Below are 18,532 nucleotides of genomic sequence, written 5' to 3' on the forward strand. Positions count from 1 at the left end.
CGGCCCGCGGCCCTGTCGTCCGGCGGGCCTTTGGAGTCGCATTGCCTGATTCCCGGTCGCTCGGATCGGGTCGGCGCCCGATCGGGGCCGGTGGACTGTTCAGCATTCTCCTCTCCGATGCCCCGTCCGCGGGCCCGGAGGCGTTCTCCCGAGGAAGTGATGGCGGTGCAGGCAAAGCACAACGGCGGGGCCGCGCACTGGTTACCGCTGCTAGGGTGGTTGCGGGCCTATCGGCCCGAGTACCTGGCCGGGGACCTGATCGCCGGCGCGGTGGTGGCGGTCATGTTGGTGCCGCAGGCGATGGCCTACGCCATGCTGGCGAACCTGCCGCCGCACGTGGGCCTGTACGCGAGCATCATCCCGCCGGTGGCCTACGCCCTGTTTGCCAGCAGCCGGGCTCTGGCCGTGGGCCCGGTGGCGATCGTCTCGTTGATGGTCGCCAGCGTCGCCGGGGCCGTGGCGGCCCCGGGCAGCGCGGAGCACCTGGGTGCTGCCGTGGTCCTGGCCCTGCTCTCGGGGATCGTGCTGCTGGTTATGGGCATGGCCCGGCTCGGTTTCGTCACTCAGTTCCTGAGCCATCCGGTACTCTCGGGCTTTATCACCGCAGCGGCCGTCCTCATCGGCTTCAGTCAGCTACGCCACGTCCTCGGCGTGGAAGGCGGCGGTGACAATCTCCCTGCGATGGTGGTCGCGCTCTGGCAGTCCCTCGGCCAGGTCAACGGCGTCACCCTGGCCATCGGTCTGACCAGTATCGGCCTGCTGCTCTGGATGCAGGGCCCCCTCAAGGGCCTGCTGGTCCGCAGCGGACTCTCCGCGCCAGTGGCGGGGATTGCGGTGAAGACCGCCCCCTTGGTGGTGGTGGTATTGGGCTCACTGGCCGTGGCACTGCCCGGGCTGGACGAGCACTTTGGGGTCAGTGTGGTGGGGCGGGTCCCCGAGGGGCTGCCCGATTTCGCCCTGCCGGCGGTGGACCTGCCGCTCTGGCGGGAACTGGTTTGGGGTGCGGTGCTGATCGCGCTGGTCGGCTTTCTGGAGAGTGCGTCGGTGGCGAAATCACTGGCGGCGCGGGATCGCGAGCGCATTGACCCGGATCGCGAACTCAAGGGCCTGGGCCTGGCCAACATCGGCGCCTCGCTCTCCGGCGGGTATCCGGTGACCGGCGGGATCTCCCGCTCGGTCGTCAACTACAGCGCCGGGGCCCGCACGCCCATGGCGGGCGTGCTCTCCGCCCTGCTGATCGTGTTGGTGCTGCTGTTCCTGACTCCCTGGCTGGCCTGGTTGCCGCACGCCAGCCTTGCCGCAATCATCCTGGTCGCCGTGGTCGGTCTGGTGGATCTGCACACCCCGCGGCGGATCTGGCAGTATAGCCGTAGCGAGGCGGTGACGCTGCTGACCACCGCGGCGGTGGTCCTGGTCGTCGGCGTGGAGGCCGGGATCGTGGTCGGCGTGCTGCTCTCGCTGGGGCTTTACCTTTGGCGTACCAGCCGGCCGCATATGGCGGTGGTGGGGCGTGTGCCCGGTACGGAGCACTACCGCAATGTCGAGCGGCACAAGGTGGAGACCGATCCGCGGGTGCTGTTGGTCCGGGTGGACGAAAGCCTCTACTTTCCCAACACCCGCTACCTGGAAGACCGCCTGCAGGAGCTGGTCTGGGGGCGGGACGGGGTCGAGCACGTGGTACTGATCTGCAGCGCCGTCAATTTCATCGACGCCAGTGCCCTTGAGTCGTTGGAGGAGTTGGCCGGGCAGTTCGCGGACAGCGGGGTGACCCTGCATCTGGCCGAGGTCAAGGGCCCGGTGATGGACGGGCTGGAACAGGCCGGCTTCACCCGTCACCTGCGCGGCGGGCGCGTCTTCCTCAGCACGCACGAGGCCATGAAGGCGCTGGGGCCGCGGCGCCGGTGGGTGGTGCCCACCTGAACGGCCGGGCTCAGGGGCGGTCGTCGCCCGTCAGTCGGCCGAAGTGGCGTGCCGCCTTTTCAAGCTTGGGCGCAATGACCATCTGACAGTAGGGCTGGCCGCCGTGGCGCCGGTAGTAATCCTGGTGGTCGGCCTCGGCCGGGTAGAAGGCCGGTAGCGGCGTCAACTCGGTCACGATGGGGTCCGCCCGGCGGCCCGCCTCCCGCGACATCACCTCCCGGGCGACCGCGGCCTGCTGGTCGTCATGGTAGAAGATCACCGAGCGATACTGACTGCCCACATCCGCGCCCTGTCGGTTGGGCGTGGTTGGGTCGTGAATGGTGAAAAAGACCTGGAGTAGTTCCCGATAGCTGATGGTCCCGGGGTCGTACTCTATTTGCACCACCTCTGCGTGACCGGTGGCGCCGCTGCAGACCTGAGCGTAGCTCGGGTGGGCACGCCGTCCCCCCGCGTAGCCTGAAACCACGCTGCGGACGCCGCGCAGGCGCTGGAAGACCGCCTCCAGGCACCAGAAACAGCCACCACCCAGGGTGGCCCGCTCAGTGGTGGCGCCTTCCCCGGTCATGCGGGTACGGCCGATGCGGACGCCGCGACGGGGGCCTCGGTAAGGTCGTATTTCTTCATCCGGTACAACAGTGTGTCGCGGGTCAGACCGAGCAGGCGGGCGGCCTGACTGCGGTTGCCGCCGGTCCGTTCCAACGCCTGGCGGATCAGGTCCGCCTCGAGCTCATCCATTTGGATGCCCCCCGCCGGCAGCCGGAAGCCATTGGCCCGCGGTGCCGCCGCGGGGGCCTGCTGGATCTCCGGGGGTAAGGCCCCGGCCGTGAGGGTGCGCCCGGCGTGCAGCACCACCAGGCGCTCGCAGGTGTTGCGCAACTCCCGGACATTGCCCGGCCAGGGGTAGCGCTGCAGGCAGCGAAGGGCATCGGGCTGGAGCCGCGGAGCGGGCAGGTCGTGGTGTCTGGCCAGGGCCTGCAGGAAGTGGTCAAGCAGGACCGGGATATCCGCCGGGCGCTCACGCAACGCCGGCAGCTCCAAGGGGATGACCTGTAGCCGGTAGTAGAGGTCGGCGCGGAAGCGGCCTGCCTCCACGTCCTGGTACAGATCGCGGTGGGTGGCGGCCACGACGCGGGTATTGACCGATTGCGGGCGAGTGGCGCCCAGCGGTTGACATTCCCCGGACTCCAAAAAGCGCAACAGTTTGGCCTGCACGGCGGCAGGCAGTTCGCCGACCTCGTCCAGAAACAGGGTACCATTGGCTGCGGCGGCGATCCGGCCGTCGTGGGGATCGACGGCGCCGGTAAAGGCGCCGCGCCGGTGACCGAACAACTCGGACTCGGCCAGGCCTTCCGGCAGCGCCGCACAGTTGACGGCCACGAAAGGGCCGTTGGCCCGCGGGCTCTCCGCGTGGACCGTGCGGGCCAGCAACTCCTTGCCGGTGCCGCTTTCACCCAGGATCAGGGTGGTGACCTCGGTGCTGGCGACCAATCGAGCCGCTCGCAGCACCGATTGCAGTTCCGGTGAATGACCTAATAGCTTGCCCATGTCTCCCTGCTCCTGTTGCGTCACGAGCCCCCAAGGGCCTCGGTGCCGTAAAACTGTCCCGGTACGGTGAGGGTGGCCACCGCCATGAGGATAACTGTAACGCCGACGACCCGGCGAATCATTGGCCGACGGACAAAACGGGCCAGGGTGCCGGCCATGACGCCGGCGGTGACCATGGCAGGCATGGTGCCCAGCCCGAAGAAGAACATGAAGGCCGCGCCTTCCAGGGCGCCGCCGGCGGAAAGGCTGAATATCAGGGCGGAGTAGACCAGCCCGCAGGGCAGCCAGCCCCAGACCAGCCCAAACAGGTAGGCCTGGTGCAGGCCACGAACCGGCAGCATCCGCCGCCCCAGCGGTTCCAGCCGCCGCCAGAGGGGCAGGCCAACGCGCTCGATGCGGGCCAGACTGGGGAACCAGCCGGCAATATACAGGCCAATGCCCACCAGCAGCGTCGCCGCCACGAGCTGGACCAGGAACTGGCCATGGCCACCCAAGGCCACCAGGAGGGTGCCGCCCAGCGCCCCGGTGATCGCGCCGGCGACGGAATAACTGGTGATTCGCCCCAGGCTGTAGGCCGTGCTGTACCACGGCAGCCGTCCGCTCCGGTTGCGCACCTCCGGTGCCAGGCTGAAGGTGAGGGCCCCGACGATGCCCCCGCACATACCCAGACAATGTACGGTACTGAACAGTCCGACCAGAAACGCAATAATGAGTGGTGGATATTCCAAAGGCAGCTCCCGGAGTTGAGCGATGAACGGGCGGATCGGGTATCGGACCGCCCTGAGCGCCGGATCATCCCTGGGCCCTATCTTACAATCTTTGCCGGTCATCCGGGTGGGGCAGCATGCCGCCCCCGCGATGCGACCGGTGCGGCAGGAGGCGGCGCATGCGTGTGACGCTGGAGGCACTTCGGAAGGCGTACCGGGAGGGGGAACACCGGCGGGTGGTGCTCGACGGGACCGGCCTGCAGGTGGCCAGCGGTGAGCACGTGGCGCTGATGGGGCGCAGCGGTTCGGGTAAGAGCACCCTGCTCAACCTCATCAGCGGCATGGACCGGCCGGATGCGGGCGAGGTCTGGCTGGGCGAGACGCCGCTCAGCCGCCTGGACGAGGGCGCGCGCACCCGCTTCCGACGTCACCACATCGGTTTCGTCTTCCAGTTCTTCAACCTCATTCCCACCCTCACCATCGAGGAGAATCTGCTGTTGCCGTTGGAACTGGTGGGACGCCTCGACGATGCCCCGCGGGCCCGGGAGCTGTTGGCGGCGGTCGGGTTGTCGGACCGCGCCCGGGCCTTCCCGGACCGGCTCTCCGGTGGCGAGCAGCAGCGTGTGGCGCTGGCCCGGGCCCTGGTGCATCGGCCGCGGCTGCTGCTCGCCGACGAACCCACCGGAACCCTGGACGCCGAGACGGGGGACCGGGTGTTGGCCCTCCTGCAGCACTTGGTCCGGGCCGGGGGGATGACCCTGATCACGGTGACCCACAGCCGGGAGGTGGCCGCCGCGGCCGATCGCGTCTTCCGCCTGGCGGAAGGGCAACTGCATGCGGTGGACCGGCTCGACGTGGCGGGGGTCTGATGCGGCTGTTACAGCGATCCGGTGTGCGGTATCTGCTGGGCCACCGCTGGCAGGTGGCCCTGGCGGTGCTGGGGATCACCCTCGGTGTCGCCGTGGTCACCGCGGTCGATTTGGCCAACCGTAGCGCGCTGCAGGCCTTCCAACTCTCCGCGGAGGCGCTCACCGGTCAGGCCACCCACAGTATCACCGCCGGTAGCGAAGGGTTTGCTGAGGCCCTCTACCCCTGGCTACGGATCGAACAGCGCCAGCGGCGCATGACGCCGGTGGTGGAAGGCTATGCCGAGGATCAGGCGCGCGCGGGCCGGGTCTGGCGCATCCTCGGCGTGGACCCCTTCGCCGAGGCGGCGGTGCGGCCGGCTCTGGGCGGCATCGGCACCGCAGGGGATCTGTCCGGCTTTCTCGGCCGCGATGACCGTGTACTGATGCAGGGCGAGGTGGCCCGGGAGCTGGATCTGGCGGTGGGGGATGCGCTTGAGCTGCGGGTCAGGGGGCGGGTGCGCCGGGTCGTGCTGGACGGTCTGCTGGAGCCGCAACGTCCGGTGGACCGCCAGGGCCTGCAGGATGTCCTGGTGATGGACATCGCGGCCGCTCAGGCCCTGCTCGGTCGCCCCGGCCGGCTCGATCGCATCGACCTGGTCCTGGCGGACGAGGCCGCCGCCGACGCCCTGCGCCAGGCGCTGCCGGCCGAGGTGCGCCTGCGGCCGGCGGAGGCGCGCGCCGATGCCCTGCTGGATATGAGCCGTGCGTTCCGGTTGAACCTCACGGCCTTCAGCCTGCTCGCCCTGCTGGTCGGCGCCTTCCTGATCTACAACGCCATGACCTTCGCCGTGGTCCAGCGCCGGCCCCTGTTCGGGCGCCTGCGGGCGCTGGGGGTCGGGCGTGGCCAGATACTGCGCCTGGTGTTGCTGGAGGCCGCCCTGCTGGGGCTGGTGGGCAGCGTGCTTGGGTTGGTGCTGGGGATCGTGCTGGCGCAGGGTCTGGTCGGGCTGGTCACCCGCACCATCAACGACCTCTACTTCGTAGTCCAGGTACGGGGGGTACAGCCCACGGGCGTCAATATCGCCCTGGGCCTGGCCCTCGGCGTGGGCGCCACGCTGGTCGCCGCGGCGGTGCCCGCCGCTGAGGCGGCACGGTCGCCGCCCCGGGCCACCCTGAGCCGCGCCGACCTGGAGGCCGGCAGTCGCCGGCGGGCCCCCCGGTTGGCGCTTGGCGGCGGCCTGGCGGTGCTGGCCGGAGGGGGGCTTCTCCTGGTCAGCCAGGCCCTGTTGCTGGCGTTTGTCGGTATCTTCCTGCTGCTGATGGGGACCGCACTGGCGGTGCCATTGCTGGTCCTGGTCGCTTCCCGGGCCCTGGCGCGGCCGGCCGGCGCGTTATTCGGCCTGCCGGGACGGATGGCCGCCCGCGGCGTGTCGGCGGGGCTCTCCCGCAGTGCCGTGGCGGTGGCGGCCCTGATGATCGCCATCAGTACGGTGGTCGGGGTGGGCGTGATGGTGGAGAGCTTCCGCGCAACCTTCGCCCAGTGGTTGGACGCCAGTCTGGAGGCGGATGTCTATATTAGCCCGCCCGGGATCACGGGTGACGCCGCGGCGCCCCTTGAGCCGGGGCTCGCCGACCGGCTGGCGGCCGTGGGCGGGGTCGAGCGGATCACCACGGGGCGCTATCGCCGGCTCCCGCAAGCGGAGACGGATTGGCGGCTGCGGGCCTACGACCTGGGCGGTGAGCGCGCGGTTGGGTTCCTGTTCCGGGCGGGCGATGAATCGGTCTGGGCGCGGCTGCGCACGGAGGATGCCGTACTGGTGACCGAACCCTTCCAGTCCCGCTATGGCGTGGGGCAGGGCGACACCCTGGCGTTGCCGACGCCGGCGGGGGAGCGCGAGTTCCGGGTGCTGGGGGTGACGTACGACTACACCACTAGCGCCGGCGCCGTGATCATGGCCGCGGAACGGTACCGCCACCATTGGGACGATGACACCATCAACAGCATCGCCGTGCACGCCGAGCCCGGGGTGGCGGTGGGACCTCTGGTGGAGCGCCTGCGCGTTGCCGCTGGCGACGGCGCCCTGCTGCGCTTCCGGCCCAGTGCCGAAATCCGAGAGCTGTCGCTGGAGGTGTTCGATCGCACCTTCACCATCACCCATGTGCTTCGTATGCTGGCCACCGGGGTGGCGGTGGTTGGTGTGCTGGGGGCCCTGCTGGCCCTGGCGCTGGAGCGTGCCCGGGAGATGGCGGTGTTGCGGGCCATGGGCTGCTCTGTCCGCCAGGTCCGGCGCCTGGTGTTGGGGCAGTCGCTCTTCGCCGGTGCGCTGGCGGGGGGGCTGGCCCTGCCGTTGGGGCTGGTGCTGGCGGTGGCCCTTACCCAGACCATCAACCAGCGTGCCTTTGGCTGGAGCCTGAGTGTCCACGTGGACCCGGCGTTGCTGCTGCAGGCGCTCGGCCTCGCACTGCTCGCAGCGTTGCTGGCCGGTTGGTATCCCGCACGCCGGATGGCGGCGACGCCACCGGGTGATGCCCTGCGTGAGGAGATGGAATGAACCCGCGGAGCGCTGTCTTTCTGATGCCGCTGGCCTGGGCCCTGGCCGCCTGCGACCCCGCCCCCGAGCCCGAGGTGCCCGAGACCCTGTCGGTGACCGGCGCCCTGGCCGGCGAGGAGGGGATCGCGGGCCTGGCCCGGGTGGAGGGCCCGGAGCCCCTGGTCTTCCCGTACGACCACGGACCGCATCCGTCGTACCGGCACGAGTGGTGGTATGTCACCGGCCACCTGTTTGACGACCAGGCCCGCCACCACGGCTTCCAGGTCACGCTGTTCCGCTTCAACGTCGCCCCCGGCGCCGCCGGGGACCGGCCTTCCGCCTGGGCCACTGACCAGCTCTGGATGGGGCATTTCGCCCTCGCCGACAGCGCTGCCGGCGACTACCATCACTACGAGCGGCTGTCCCGGGGGGCGCTGGGCCTGGCCGGCGGACAGGCTGCCCCCTTCCGCATCTGGCTGGAGGACTGGGTCCTGGAGGCCGCCGACGACAGCCCCGGGCCGTTCCCTATGCGGGTGAGCTTCCGCGAGGGCGATCATGCCGTGACCCTGCGCCTGGATGCCGACAAGCCCCTGGTGCTCCAAGGCGATGCGGGGTACAGCCAGAAGGGGCCCGAGGCCGGCAATGCCTCCCGTTATTTCTCCTGGACCCGGTTGAGCGCTGAGGGCGAGATCCACCTGAACGGGGAGGCCCGTCGCGTGCGGGGACAGGCCTGGAAGGATCGGGAGTGGGGCACCAGCGCTTTGAGTGAGGCCCACGCGGGCTGGGACTGGTTCTCCGTGCAACTGGATAACGGCCATGAGCTGATGTTCTACCACCTGCGCCTGGAGGATGGCCGGGTGGACCCGATCAGCAAGGGGCTGTGGGTGGATCCGGAGGGCAACACGCGGCGGCTGGGGCTGGATGATGTGACCCTGCGGGCCACCGACCACTGGCAGAGCCCGGACGGGCAGGCGACCTATCCCGCCGGCTGGCAGTTGGCGATGCCGGACGCCGGGCTCCAACTGACCCTGACGCCCACGGTGGCCGACCAGGAGTTGCGCGGCGGGGCGTTCCGCTACTGGGAGGGCGCACTGCGGGTCTCCGGTGAACAGGACGGCCGCCAGGTCAGCGGCTGGGGCTACGCGGAGTTGACCGGATATTGACACGCATCTATGCAACAATAAGCGGGGAGACGAACCGACACCCGCAGCATCCGGACAAGAGCGAACGGAACATGACCATCAAGAAAATCGTCTACGCCACCGACCTCTCCCGCCGTGCGGACCGTGCCGGGCGCCGCGCACTCCAACTGGCCAGCGACCACCAGGCCGATCTGCTCGCCCTCAGCGTGGTCGAGGCCGACCTCCAGGAGGAGAGCCTGGTCCGGCTGATGCGGGGCAGCCCGGAGGAGGTGGCCCGGCAGCTGGTCGAGGGCACCGACAAGGCCCTGGCCGAGCATATGGAGAAGTTGGGCGTGGTGGAGGGCGGTACCGTGCAGAGCCGGGCCGTGCTCGGGCACGGGCACAAGACCATTCTCAGCGAGGCCAAGGCCTTCGGTGCCGATCTCCTGGTCATCGGTGCCCACGGCCACCACCACCTGCGGGACATCTTCCTGGGCACGACCGCGGAGAACCTGGTCCGCAACACCGACCGGCCCATCCTGGTGGTGAAGAACGAGCCTCAGGGCCGTTACCGCAAGGTGCTGGTGCCAGTGGATTTCTCTGAGCGGTCCCGGCATGCCCTGGAACTGGCGGTCTCCTCCGTCGCGGACGATGGCACGGTGCAGGTGCTGCACGTGTTCAACACCGCGCCACTGGACCGCATCTACCGCACCGGTGCCGATGATGAGACGGTGCGCCGGATCCACCAGCAGGCCATGGCGGAGACCCAGCAGGACCTCTCCGCCTTCCTCGCCCAGGCGGAGGTGGACCTGGACAAGGTGGAATCGACCATCCGGGTGGGTTACCCGCCGCTGGTGATCGAAGAGGCCGCCAACGCCCTGAACGCCGAACTGCTGGTCATGGGCACCCACGGCCGCAAGCACTGGCAGGACGTACTGCTGGGGGGCGTGGCCCGCCGGGTGGTCAACCAGGTGCGCTGCGACGTGCTGCTCTCCCGCGGTCGCGCCTGATCTGACGCGCGGACACCGCGGAGGTGTGGGGGCACCCTTAGTCGTCGTCCCTTGCCCAGCCCCCGGCCCGGCGGACCGCCCGTTGCCAGGTGGCCATGCGCTGCTCCACCTCATAGCGGGAGAGCCGGGGCGAAAAGGCGGTGAATGCGGCCTCCGCCGACGGCCTGGCGCCGTTCAGCCCTACCGCCCGGGCGGCCAGGGCGGCGGCACCGGCCGCCGTGGCCTCGGTGTCGGCCGGGCGCAGCACCGGTGCGCCGAGCAGATCCGCCTGGAACTGCATCAACAGGTCGTTGGCACTGGCGCCGCCGTCCACCCGCAGCTCCTTCACCGCCAGACCGGCGTCCACCTCCATCGCCCCGATCACCTCGGTGGCCTGGAAGGCCATGCTCTCCAGCGCCGCCCGGGCGATGTGGGGGCGCTCGGTGCCGCGGGTCATGCCCACCAGGATGCCTCGGGCGTCCGGATCCCAGTGCGGTGCGCCCAGACCGGCGAAGGCCGGCACCAGGTAGACGCCACCGGTGTCCGGCACCTGGCGGGCCAGGGCCTCGATCTCGTCGGAGGAGCGGATCAGCCCCAGTCCGTCCCGCAGCCACTGCACCACCGCGCCGGCGATGAAGACACTCCCCTCCAGGGCGTAGGCCGTCCGACCGCCGATCCGCCAGGCGACAGTGGTGAGCAGGCGGTTGGCGGAGGCGATGGGCCGCTCCCCGGTATGCATGAGCAGGAAGGCGCCGGTGCCGTAGGTGCACTTGGCCAGGCCGGCCTCGTGGCAACCCTGGCCGTAAAGGGCCGCCTGCTGGTCACCGGCCACCCCGGCGATGGGGATGCCCTCGGGCACCCCGGCGCAGCAGGTGGTGCCACAGACGCCGGAGGAGTCGATGATCTCCGGTAGCAGGGCGGCGGGGATGTCCAGGGCAGCGAGCAGGTCCGGGTCCCAGTCACCGCTGTGGATGTTGCATAACAGGGTGCGCGAGGCGTTGCTGGCGTCGGTCAGGTGCAACCGGCCGCCGGTGAGCTGCCAGATCAGCCAGCTGTCCACGGTGCCGAAAGCCAGTTCCCCGGCCTCGGCGCGCCGGCGGGCGCCGGGCACGTGGTCGAGCAGCCAGCGCAGCTTGGTGCCGGAGAAGTAGGGGTCCAGCAGCAGCCCGGTGCGCTCCCGGAACAGCCGCTCGTGGCCGTCCCGGCGCAGGTCGTCACAGAGCCGGGCGGTGCGGCGGTCCTGCCAGACGATGGCGCGGTGCAGCGGTTCGCCGGTGGCCCGGTCCCAGAGCAGGGTGGTCTCGCGTTGGTTGGTCAGGCCCAGTCCGGCGATGGCGCTCCAGGGGATGCCGGCGCGCTCCACCGCCTGGATCATGACCCGGTACTGGCTCTGCCAGATCTCTCCGGGGTCGTGCTCCACCCAGCCGGGTTGCGGGAAGTATTGCGGGAAGTCCTGCTGCGCGGTGCCCAGCACGCCGCCGTGGGCGTCATAGACGATGGCGCGGGAGCTGGTGGTGCCCTGGTCCAGGGCCAGTATGGCCTGCATGACGACGAAAGCCTCCACAAAGGGGCCTGCCCGTCATCCGGGCAGGCGACTCTGGGTCAGGCCTTCAGTGTGCCACCGTGGCCCCGACGTGGCCACGGTGGGGCCACGTCGGGGCGGCGGCTGCCGCCTATTCGCCCTCCTCATCCAGGTAGACGCGGCTGCCGCGGGCGCGGAACGCCTCCGCCTGTTCGCGCATCCCGGCTTCCAGGGCCTCGGCGTCGTCCAGGCCCTTGCGGCGGGCGAACTCGCGCACATCCTGGCTGATCTTCATGGAGCAGAACTTCGGCCCGCACATGGAGCAGAAGTGGGCCCGCTTGTGGCCCTCCTTGGGCAGGGTGGCGTCGTGGTACTCACGTGCCCGCTCGGGGTCCAGCCCGAGGTTGAACTGGTCCTCCCAGCGGAACTCGAAGCGCGCCTTGGACAGGGCGTTGTCCCGGGCCTGAGCGGCGGGGTGCCCCTTGGCCAGGTCCGCCGCGTGGGCGGCGAGCCGGTAGGTGACAATGCCTTCGCGCACGTCGTCCCGGTCCGGGAGGCCCAAGTGCTCCTTGGGGGTCACGTAGCAGAGCATGGCGGTGCCGTACCAGGCGATCTGCGCGGCACCGATGGCCGAGGTGATGTGGTCGTAACCCGGGGCGATGTCGGTGGTCAACGGCCCCAAGGTGTAGAAGGGCGCGTCGAAACAGGCCTCCAGCTCCTTGTCCATGTTCTCCTTGATGAGCTGCATGGGCACGTGGCCGGGCCCCTCGATCATTACCTGCACGTCGTGCGCCCAGGCGATCTTGGTTAGCTCGCCCAAGGTCTTGAGCTCGGCGAACTGGGCCTCGTCGTTGGCATCGGCGATGGAGCCGGGGCGCAGGCCGTCGCCCAGCGAGAAGGCCACATCGTAGGCCTTCATGATCTCGCAGATGTCTTCGAAGTGCTCGTAAAGGAAACTCTCGCGGTGGTGGGCCAGGCACCAGGCGGCCATGATGGAGCCGCCCCGGGAGACGATGCCGGTGGTGCGCTCGGTGGTCAGGGGGATGAAGGGCAGGCGCACACCGGCGTGGATGGTGAAGTAGTCCACCCCCTGTTCCGCCTGCTCGATCAGGGTGTCGCGAAACACCTCCCAGGTCAGGTCCTCCGGCACGCCGTTGACCTTCTCCAGCGCCTGGTACAGGGGCACGGTGCCCACCGGTACCGGCGAGTTGCGCACGATCCACTCGCGGGTCTCGTGGATGTGGTCGCCGGTGGAGAGGTCCATCACCGTGTCAGCGCCCCAGCGGGTGGACCAGATGAGCTTCTCCACCTCCTCGGCGATGGAGGAGGTGACCGCCGAATTGCCGAAATTGGCGTTGATCTTCACCCGGAAGTTGCGCCCGATGATCATGGGCTCGGACTCCGGGTGGTTGATGTTGTTGGGGATGATCGCCCGGCCGGCCGCCACCTCGTCGCGTACGAATTCCGGGGTATAGCGCTCGGGGATGGTGGCGCCGAACGCCTGGCCGGGGTGCCGGCCCTTGAGCAGGCCCTGCGCCGCCAGCTGATCCAGGGCCTGGTTCTCACGCAGGGCGACGAACTCCATCTCCGGGGTGATGATGCCCCGGCGGGCGTAATGCATCTGGGTCACGCACTGTCCGGCACGGGCCTGGCGGGGCTTGCGCGGACGTTGAAAGCGCAGTGCCGCGGTCGCCGGGTCCTCGGCGCGGGCGCGACCATATTCGGAGCTGGGCCCGGCCAGGGTCTCGGTGTCGCCGCGCTCCTCGATCCAGGCCTCGCGGTGGGCGGGCAGCCCGCGCACCAGGTCGATCTCCACCTCGGGATCGCCGTAGGGGCCGGAGGTGTCATAGACCGGGAAGGGGGGATTCGCCTCGGTGCCCTCGCTGCCCACCGTGGGTGAGAGGCTGATCTCACGCATCGGCACCCGCACGTCGGGGCGCTCGCCCTGAAGGTAGATCCGGCGCGAGGCGGGGAAGGGGCGGGTGGCGTCTGCGTTCAGGGCGCGGGTGGCGTCCTGGACGTTGTCATTGGAATTCAGGCCCATTGGGCATTCTCCTCCTGTCGAAACGGGCAACTGCCGGGACAGGGCGGACGCACGCCATGGGCTGGCTGGGTCGGCAAAGCTTCCCTACGCCGGTGCGAACCGGGTCAGGTTCCAAGGGTATCTCTCAGCCCCGTGGGGCACCCCCGCTCTGTCGTCAACCGTCACCGTAGCACAGCGGCTATTACCGTGCCACGCTCAGCCCGTCCGTGTTCAAGTAGGTAAGGGTAATGCCACTTTCGGCGAGATAATCCGCTTACCGGCCCACAAACGGGTGAATTGGCCGGGCTCCCGCCCTTACCCTGCTGGGCGGCGCGACCCACACTTCAAAGAGATCCAAACAGTATCCGGGCGGTTCCCCGGAGGGAGTGTGTGCCATGGCATCGCGGCTACAGAAACCTTTCTGGTCCGGTATCGCCCTGGGCTGGGGGCTGGCGGTTGCGCCGGGGTTGGTACCGGCCGGCGACGAGGGCCCGATCCTCTATTACGAGAACCTCGGCGACTACAGCCGGGCGGTCACCACGGATTCGGAATCGGCGCAGGCCTGGTTCGACCAGGGCCTTCGTTTGGCCTATGGCTTCGCCCGCCAGGCGGCGGCGGACGCCTTTCTGCAGGCCACACGCCATGATCCAGACTGCGCCCTATGTCATTGGGGCGCGGCCTGGGTGCTCGGGCCTTATCAGAACAACCCCGGCGGCGTGGGGGAGCGGGCTGAGGCAGCAGCGGCCGCACAGGCGGCCCTGCGCGCCCTGAGCCGAGCTGAAGCGGTTGCCCCATGGGAGCAGGCGCTGGTCGAAGCCATGGCGCAGCGTTACCCCGATGGCAGCGACCAGGCCGCAGCCACTGCCCCGTACGCGGAGGCTATGGAGCGTGCGGCGGTCGCCCATCCCGACGACCCCGATGTCCAAACGCTGTATGCCGAGGCCCTGATGATGTTCCGGCCCTGGGACCTCCATGACGAGGAAGAGGGGCCCTACCCCGAGACCCAGGCTGCTGTTCAGGCGTTGGAGGGGGTGTTGGCGGACCATCCGCAGCATCCCGGCGCCTGTCATCTCTACATCCACGCCGTCGAGGCCTGGGAACCGCAGCGGGCGGAGGCCTGTGCCGACCGGCTGGCCGACGCCATCCCCGGAGTGAGCCATATCCAGCACATGCCCTCCCACATCTACATGCATGTCGGACGCTTTGGCGATGCGGTGCACCAGAACCAGCAGGCGCGGATCATGGACCAGGCCGCCGCCCGGGGTGCAGGCGTCAGCGTTTATCCCACGCACAATACCGCCATGCTGGCCTTTGCCGCCTGGATGGACGGGCAGAGTGGTGTGGCCCTGTCGGCTGCCCGCGATCTGGCCCGAGAGTCCCCTGGAGATGCATTCCATTACGATCTGTTGCTGGCACGCTTCGGGCGTTGGGACCAGCTCGCGGACCGTGATGATCGCCCGGAGATGCCCTTTCAGGCCGGCATGTGGCATTTCGCTCAGGGGCTTGCGGCGCTGCGGAGCCGTGGCCCGGAGGCAGCCAGCGGCGATTTGCAGGCACTGCGTCGGATTCGGGATAACACGCCGGAAGAGGCCACCTACCAGTTTTTCGGACACCCGAAACAGGATCTGCTGGGCATCGCGGAGGAGATCCTGGCCGCGGAGGTGGCTCTCGCCGAAGGTCGCGATGTGGACGCCGAGGCCGCTTTGCGGGAGGCCGTCCGCCTGGAGGACGGGTTGCCTTACAGCGAACCGGAGCCCTGGCCGATTCCGGCCCGTCATGTGCTGGGCGCGGTGCTGCTGGAGATCGGTGACGCCGAAGAGGCTGAGAGCGTCTACCGGGAGGCCCTGAGTGTCCATCCGGACAATGGCTGGGCACTTCGTGGCTTGCAGCAGAGTCTTGCCGCCCAGGGTAAGGCGGCTGAGGCGCGGCAGGTGGCCGAGGCCTTCGAGCAAGCCTGGCAGCGCGCGGATATCTGGCTGCCGGGGTCTCGTTTCTAGGGGTGCCGGCGCGGGCGCGCCCCACCTGCCGGCCACAAGCTGCCCCTTCAGCCGGCCCCAACGTGCGGGGAGTGGAAGCCGCGGGCCGGCCGCCCGCCGATCCGGTGGGTGATCCCGGCGGCGGTCCGGGCCACCAGGTCGCCCAGCACAGGGATGCGGGCATCGCTGATCCGCGGCGTCGGGCCGGAGATGGAGATGGCGGCCACCGCCTCGCCATAGGCGTTAAAGAAAGGCGCGGCCACGCAGCGCATGCCCAGGGCCTGGGCCTCGTCATCCAGGGCCCAGCCCCGCTGGCGGGTCCGGGCCAGGGTCTGGTGCAACTGGTCGGGGGTGGTGACCGTCTTCGGGGTGTAACAGGGCAGGCCGTGCTGGCGGATCAGTTCCTCCACCCGCTCCTGGCTCATGCACGCCAGCAGGGCCTGGCCCACGCCGCTGCAGGTGAGCGGCGTGCGGTCCCCCGGCCGGGCCATGGCGCGGACGATGGCCCGGCACTCCACCTGCGAGAGGAAGACCGCGTGACCGCCGTTCTCCACCGCCAGGTTGCTGGTCTCACCGGAGGCCTCGGTCAGCCGGCGGAGGAAGGGGCGGGAGAGGCTGACGAAATCGTGCCCCTTGAGGAAGGCGTTGCCCACCGCCAGTGCCTGGACCCCGATATGCCACACCCCGGTGGATTCCTCCACCTCGACGAAGCCGCTGTGCAACAGGGTGTTGAGCAGCCGGTGGGTGGTGGAGGGGGCCAGGTCCACGTGGTCGGCCAACTCGGTCAGCGTCATCCCCGCTTCGACCCGGGCGAGCGCCTGCAGCAGCCGCAGCCCCCGATGCAGCGACTTGACCGTGCCGCCACTGACCTCAACGGTGTCCGATGCCCTGGCCATAATCGCTCCTTGTGTTGTCGTTCTGGTCGTTGGCGTCCTGGCCTATTCTACGAGCCCGCAACTAAACTGAAAGCATGAACATTCAACCTGAGGCCTTTCTGCGCACCCTTTTCCAGACCGCCGTGGAGCGGGTCGCACCGGAGCGGGCGCTGCCCGGCCAGGTTCCTGAGCCCCCGACGGGGCGCACGCTGGTCATTGGTGCGGGGAAGGGGGCCGCGGCGATGGCGCGCGCCCTGGAGCGGCTGTGGCCGGGGCCGCTGGAGGGGCTGGTGGTCACCCGCTACGGCCATGCGGTGCCCTGCCAGCGGGTACTGGTGGAGGAGGCCGGGCACCCGGTGCCGGACGAGCGCGGGGTGCAGGCAACCGCCAGGATCCTCGAATGGGTGAGCGACCTGAGCGCCGACGACCTGGTCATCGCCCTGATCTCCGGGGGCGGTTCGGCCCTGCTGGTGCAGCCGGCACCCGGCCTGGATCTGGCCACCAAACAGGCGGTCTCGCGGGCATTGCTGCGCAGCGGTGCGGACATCACCGAGATCAACTGCGTGCGCCGGCATCTGTCGGCGGTCAAGGGTGGCCGGCTGGCAGCGGCCTGCCATCCGGCGCGGGTGGTGGCGCTGTTGGTCTCGGATGTAGCCGGTGATGACCCGGCGGTGATCGCTTCCGGCCCCACCGTGGGCGACGCCACCACCTGCGCCGATGCCCGCGCGGTGCTGGAGCGCTACCGACTCCGGGTGCCCACCGCCGTGGACGAGGTGCTGCGCACCGGCCGGGGCGAGACCCCGGGCCCGGAGGATCCGCGCCTGGCGGGGGTGGAGAACCGACTGGTGGCCACCCCGGCGCAGGCACTGGAGGCGGCCGCCGAGCGGGCGCGGGAGGCCGGTGTCACCCCCTGGTTGCTGGGGGACGCGATCACCGGTGAATCCCGGGTTGTGGCCCGGGATCAGGCCACCCTGGCGCGGCGGATCGCCGCCGGCGAGGGGCCGGTGCAGCCGCCCTGTGTTCTGCTCTCCGGCGGCGAGACGACGGTCACCGTCCGTGGCCGGGGCCGGGGCGGCCCCAATGCGGAGTTCGCCCTGGCCGCCGCGCTGGCCCTGGAGGGCCACCCGGGGATTTGGGCGCTGGCCGCCGACACCGACGGGGTGGACGGTACCGAGGATAACGCCGGTGCCTGGGTCGGCCCGGACACCCTAGACGCTGCCCGCCGGGCCGGCGTCGATCCGCTGGCCTGCCTGACGGACAACGACGCCTACGGCTTCTTCGCCGCCCTGGGTGACTTGTTGGTGACGGGGCCTACACTGACCAATGTGAACGACTTTCGGGCCATCCTTGTGCTGCCGCGGTGACGGCGCACTCATTTGAAGCGACACCGGAGGTGTATCGGCTATGTCATTGACGGATAAAGTCTGCACGGCCTGTCAGGGTGGGGTCGAACCGATGGACGAGGCGGCGGCCCAGCGGTACCTGGCCGAGGTGCCGGGATGGGAGCTGACCCATGCGGGCACCCGGATCGAGCGGCATTTCAAGACCGGCGATTTCGCCACCGCACTGGGGTTCACGCAGACCGTGGGCGAATTGGCGGAGCAGGAGGACCACCACCCGCAGATCACCCTTGGCTGGGGCTTCGTCCAGGTGGAACTCTACACCCACAAGATCGGCGGGCTGCACGAAAACGACTTCATCCTGGCCGCCAAGATCAATCAGGCCTGGGATCAGGCCCGGCGCTGACGGCAAGCCGGCGTCGGTGGTCACGCTGCGCCGGCGCCGCCACCCTCAGCCCGCCGGGCGGTCGCGATCCCAGGTGCCGGAGCGGCCGCCGCTCTTGTGCAGCAGTTGCACGCCGGTGATGCGCATGCCCCGGTCCATCGCCTTGCACATGTCGTAGACGGTCAGCAGTGCCACCTGGACCGCGGTCAAGGCCTCCATCTCCACCCCGGTTCGCTCCACGGTCTCGGTGCGCGCCTGACAGTGCACGGCGTGGCGGTCACGATCCGGGGTAAGCTCCAACGAGGCGTGGGTGAGGGCAATGGGATGGCAGAGGGGGATCAACTCCCAGGTGCGCTTGCACGCCATCAGCCCGGCGATGCGTGCCGCACCCAGGGCATCGCCTTTCTTCAGGTCGCCGGCGATCAGGCGCTCAAGGGTAGCCGGGGCCATCTCGATCCAGCCCTCAGCCACGGCCACCCGCCGGGTGCCCGCCTTTTCACCGACGTTCACGATATGGACCTCGCCCTCGGGGTTGAGGTGGGTCAGGTCGTCGCTCTTAGCCATGTCAGAAGAACAGCTCCAGCACGCCAAAGGCGATCAGGAAGGCCCCCAGGATGTAGCGCTGATGGCTGGGCGCCACCAGCACCCCAATGCCGGCCAGGATGGCCAGGATGGCCGGCAGGGTGGAAGAGGAGATGTGGATGGTCATGATTCGGCCTGATCCCTCTGATATTCCGCCATAAACCGAAT

The 18,532-nt window shown here is 69.6% G+C and carries 16 protein-coding genes and 1 riboswitch; of the genes, 8 read left to right on the forward strand and 8 right to left on the reverse strand.

Annotated features, from left to right (window positions below; translation table 11 throughout):
• The first annotated feature begins 159 nt into the window (after positions 1 to 159).
• Entirely contained in the window at positions 160 to 1,920 is a 1,761-nt protein-coding gene (locus MLG_RS06675; protein ID WP_011629051.1) for a SulP family inorganic anion transporter, read from the forward strand.
• A 10-nt stretch (positions 1,921 to 1,930) separates the two neighbouring features.
• Here MLG_RS06675 and msrA read toward each other — a convergent pair whose 3' ends face one another.
• The 3 genes from msrA to MLG_RS06690 are packed head-to-tail and all read right to left on the reverse strand — an operon-like array spanning position 1,931 to position 4,193.
• Positions 1,931 to 2,485: a peptide-methionine (S)-S-oxide reductase MsrA gene (gene msrA / locus MLG_RS06680; protein WP_011629052.1), complete on the reverse strand. Its 555-nt coding sequence runs from the start codon at positions 2,483 to 2,485 to the stop codon at positions 1,931 to 1,933.
• Positions 2,482 to 3,465, reverse strand: a complete 984-nt coding sequence (locus MLG_RS06685) for a sigma-54 interaction domain-containing protein (protein WP_011629053.1) — start codon at positions 3,463 to 3,465, stop codon at positions 2,482 to 2,484. The genes msrA and MLG_RS06685 overlap by 4 nt, the downstream gene beginning before the upstream one ends.
• 20 nt (positions 3,466 to 3,485) lie before the next feature.
• On the reverse strand, positions 3,486 to 4,193 hold the full coding sequence (locus MLG_RS06690; protein WP_011629054.1) for a sulfite exporter TauE/SafE family protein: 708 nt from the start codon (positions 4,191 to 4,193) through the stop codon (positions 3,486 to 3,488).
• A 158-nt stretch (positions 4,194 to 4,351) separates the two neighbouring features.
• On the opposite strand from MLG_RS06690, the gene MLG_RS06695 reads away from it, so the two are divergent.
• From MLG_RS06695 to MLG_RS06710, 4 genes are all read left to right on the forward strand, one after another.
• Positions 4,352 to 5,041, forward strand: a complete 690-nt coding sequence (locus MLG_RS06695) for an ABC transporter ATP-binding protein (RefSeq protein WP_041717948.1) — start codon at positions 4,352 to 4,354, stop codon at positions 5,039 to 5,041.
• On the forward strand, positions 5,041 to 7,572 hold the full coding sequence (locus tag MLG_RS06700; protein ID WP_011629056.1) for an ABC transporter permease: 2,532 nt from the start codon (positions 5,041 to 5,043) through the stop codon (positions 7,570 to 7,572). Before MLG_RS06695 ends, MLG_RS06700 begins: the two co-directional genes overlap by 1 nt.
• Complete coding sequence (locus MLG_RS06705) at positions 7,569 to 8,714, forward strand: lipocalin-like domain-containing protein (protein ID WP_011629057.1); 1,146 nt, start codon at positions 7,569 to 7,571, stop codon at positions 8,712 to 8,714. Before MLG_RS06700 ends, MLG_RS06705 begins: the two co-directional genes overlap by 4 nt.
• Before the next feature lie 71 nt (positions 8,715 to 8,785).
• Positions 8,786 to 9,682 carry a universal stress protein gene (locus MLG_RS06710; RefSeq protein WP_156774646.1) on the forward strand — a complete coding sequence of 299 codons (897 nt, stop codon included), beginning with the start codon at positions 8,786 to 8,788 and terminating at the stop codon, positions 9,680 to 9,682.
• Between the two features lie 37 nt (positions 9,683 to 9,719).
• Here MLG_RS06710 and glpK read toward each other — a convergent pair whose 3' ends face one another.
• On the reverse strand, positions 9,720 to 11,207 hold the full coding sequence (gene glpK / locus MLG_RS06715) for a glycerol kinase GlpK (protein ID WP_011629059.1): 1,488 nt from the start codon (positions 11,205 to 11,207) through the stop codon (positions 9,720 to 9,722).
• Positions 11,208 to 11,334: 127 nt separating this feature from the next.
• Positions 11,335 to 13,227 (reverse strand): phosphomethylpyrimidine synthase ThiC, encoded by a 1,893-nt coding sequence (gene thiC / locus MLG_RS06720; protein WP_011629060.1) that lies wholly within the window; start codon positions 13,225 to 13,227, stop codon positions 11,335 to 11,337.
• Between the two features lie 63 nt (positions 13,228 to 13,290).
• Positions 13,291 to 13,382: riboswitch (TPP riboswitch) on the reverse strand.
• A 219-nt stretch (positions 13,383 to 13,601) separates the two neighbouring features.
• Between thiC and MLG_RS06725 the strand changes: the two genes are divergently transcribed.
• A complete protein-coding gene (locus MLG_RS06725) occupies positions 13,602 to 15,203 on the forward strand; it encodes a tetratricopeptide repeat protein (protein WP_011629061.1) in 1,602 nt (533 codons plus the stop codon).
• Positions 15,204 to 15,250: 47 nt separating this feature from the next.
• On the opposite strand, the gene MLG_RS06730 is transcribed toward MLG_RS06725, so the two are convergent.
• Positions 15,251 to 16,078: an IclR family transcriptional regulator gene (locus MLG_RS06730; protein ID WP_011629062.1), complete on the reverse strand. Its 828-nt coding sequence runs from the start codon at positions 16,076 to 16,078 to the stop codon at positions 15,251 to 15,253.
• A gap of 74 nt (positions 16,079 to 16,152) precedes the next feature.
• Here MLG_RS06730 and MLG_RS06735 point away from each other — a divergent pair, with 74 nt between their 5' ends.
• Together MLG_RS06735 and MLG_RS06740 are read left to right on the forward strand one after the other, a co-directional pair.
• The gene (locus MLG_RS06735; protein WP_011629063.1) at positions 16,153 to 17,421 is read left to right on the forward strand and encodes a glycerate kinase type-2 family protein; all 1,269 of its coding nucleotides are present in this window, start codon (positions 16,153 to 16,155) and stop codon (positions 17,419 to 17,421) included.
• Positions 17,422 to 17,461: 40 nt separating this feature from the next.
• The gene (locus tag MLG_RS06740) at positions 17,462 to 17,803 is read left to right on the forward strand and encodes a 4a-hydroxytetrahydrobiopterin dehydratase (RefSeq protein ID WP_011629064.1); all 342 of its coding nucleotides are present in this window, start codon (positions 17,462 to 17,464) and stop codon (positions 17,801 to 17,803) included.
• 45 nt (positions 17,804 to 17,848) lie between these two features.
• On the opposite strand, the gene moaC is transcribed toward MLG_RS06740, so the two are convergent.
• Both moaC and MLG_RS15405 read right to left on the reverse strand, forming a co-directional pair.
• The gene (moaC, locus tag MLG_RS06745) at positions 17,849 to 18,346 is read right to left on the reverse strand and encodes a cyclic pyranopterin monophosphate synthase MoaC (RefSeq protein ID WP_011629065.1); all 498 of its coding nucleotides are present in this window, start codon (positions 18,344 to 18,346) and stop codon (positions 17,849 to 17,851) included.
• A 1-nt stretch (position 18,347) separates the two neighbouring features.
• Complete coding sequence (locus tag MLG_RS15405) at positions 18,348 to 18,491, reverse strand: DUF3096 domain-containing protein (protein WP_156774647.1); 144 nt, start codon at positions 18,489 to 18,491, stop codon at positions 18,348 to 18,350.
• Positions 18,492 to 18,532 lie beyond the last annotated feature (41 nt).

The organism is Alkalilimnicola ehrlichii MLHE-1, assembly GCF_000014785.1.
GTDB classification, from domain to species: Bacteria; Pseudomonadota; Gammaproteobacteria; order Nitrococcales; family Halorhodospiraceae; genus Alkalilimnicola; species Alkalilimnicola ehrlichii.